This is a genomic window from Ectothiorhodospira shaposhnikovii (assembly GCF_016584105.1).
Lineage (GTDB): Bacteria > Pseudomonadota > Gammaproteobacteria > Ectothiorhodospirales > Ectothiorhodospiraceae > Ectothiorhodospira > Ectothiorhodospira shaposhnikovii.
This window is the reverse complement of record NZ_NRSM01000082.1, coordinates 1-1,474: the sequence shown is the minus strand read 5'-3', so window position 1 is coordinate 1,474 and position 1,474 is coordinate 1. Positions and strand designations below refer to the sequence as shown.

Sequence of the window (1,474 nt, the reverse complement as noted above, 5' to 3'; positions counted from 1 at the left end):
TTGACACGCCGGTGAGCAGGCAGAATTTCAGATGGGGATCGGCGTCCTTGAGGACTGAATAGAGGTTTTTCAGCCCTTCCCGTAGCTCCCTCGCCACTTCTGCATCGGTGATGTTGTCCAGAATGGGCTTGTCGTATTCGTCGATCAGGACCACCACCCGCTGGCCGTGCTGATGATGGGCCATGCGGATCAGATCGGAAAACTCGCCGGCGATGTCCTGAGCGCCGCTGTGTTCGATGCCCAGGCGTTCCCGATTGAATTGCAGCAGGTGCCGGATGCGGGTGTCCAGTGCCGACCGATTTATCATCACCCCATCGGCAAAGCTGATCCGGATGACCGGGTGACGGATCTGCCAGTCCCAGCGGTCGTGGATGTACAGACCACGGAACAGGGGCTCGTTGGCCTCAAACAGCTCCTTGAGGGTATCCAGCAGCAGGCTCTTGCCGAAGCGCCGGGGGCGGGAGAGGAAGTAGTATTTTCCCTCCTTGATCAGCTGATGGAGCCAGGGGGTCTTGTCCACATAGTAGTAACCCCCGTTGATGATCTCTTCAAGGGACTGCACTCCGATGGGAAGATTGCGCTGGGTAGCCATAAAAGGAACTCGGCTCCTGGAGGTTCACTGTCAGGGCAGAATATCATGATAGCCCCGTGGCCAAGGGGCGTTGCCACACCGATCACTCTGAATGGCCATTCCCGTGTACGGGGAACCCGGTCAGCAAAAAATTGGAACCGCGCCATGAATCTGCGTCATTCCCGCGCAAGCGGGAATCCATCGGCCGGTAACGGACTCAAGATCCTGGACTCCCGCTTTCGCGGGACTGACGAAAAGGGCATGTTCGGTATCCGGATCAAAGGCTCAGCACGTCAAAAGCGATGATCTGCCGCTGTTCCCTGGAGAACTCCACGCCGATGAGATGGATGGGCTTGCCCTGTCCCCGGTACTTGTCGGCGTAGCCCTTGTCCTTGAGCTGCTGCAGCGCCCTGCCCTCCGGCACCTGCTCCACCACCTTGAACTCGAACAGATAAATGTGGCCATTGAAATCCACCGTCATGTCCACCCGGCCGGTGTTGCCGGCATCTTCCACGGTGATGGCCAGGCCCAGGGCGGCCAGGTGGCTGTAGAACACGCTGGCGTAATGGCCTTCATATTGAGCAATGGGGTTGTTGCGGTACCAGTCGTGGGGCAGACCGGCAAACAGGGCCTTGAAGTGGGTTTCCAGGGCGGACAGGTCATGGCTGCGCAGGGCCATGAGCGCATGCATCTGCGACTCCTGCGCCCGTGAGGCCTCCAGCCCCAGGGCCGGCAGCAGGGATTCATTCAGGCTGGCCTCCACTTCCCGGTTGGGATAGCCCAGGGTATAGAGCCAGTAGCCGGTGATGGGTTCTTCCACCTTGTGCACGGTGAGATAGCCGGTCTGGAACAGCAGGGCCTCGGTGGCGATCTCGTCCACGTCGAAGCGGCCCAACAGGCTGG

At 59.8% G+C, this 1,474-nt stretch carries 2 protein-coding genes; both read right to left on the bottom strand.

Annotated elements, in window-relative coordinates; translation table 11 throughout:
* Window positions 1–592 (bottom strand): AAA family ATPase (locus CKO35_RS17480; protein WP_200177384.1); only part of this gene is annotated, 592 nt, incomplete at its 3' end.
* Between the two features lie 256 nt (window positions 593–848).
* The coding region (locus CKO35_RS17475) for a PD-(D/E)XK nuclease domain-containing protein (RefSeq protein ID WP_200177383.1) at window positions 849–1,474 on the bottom strand (626 nt) is incomplete at its 5' end.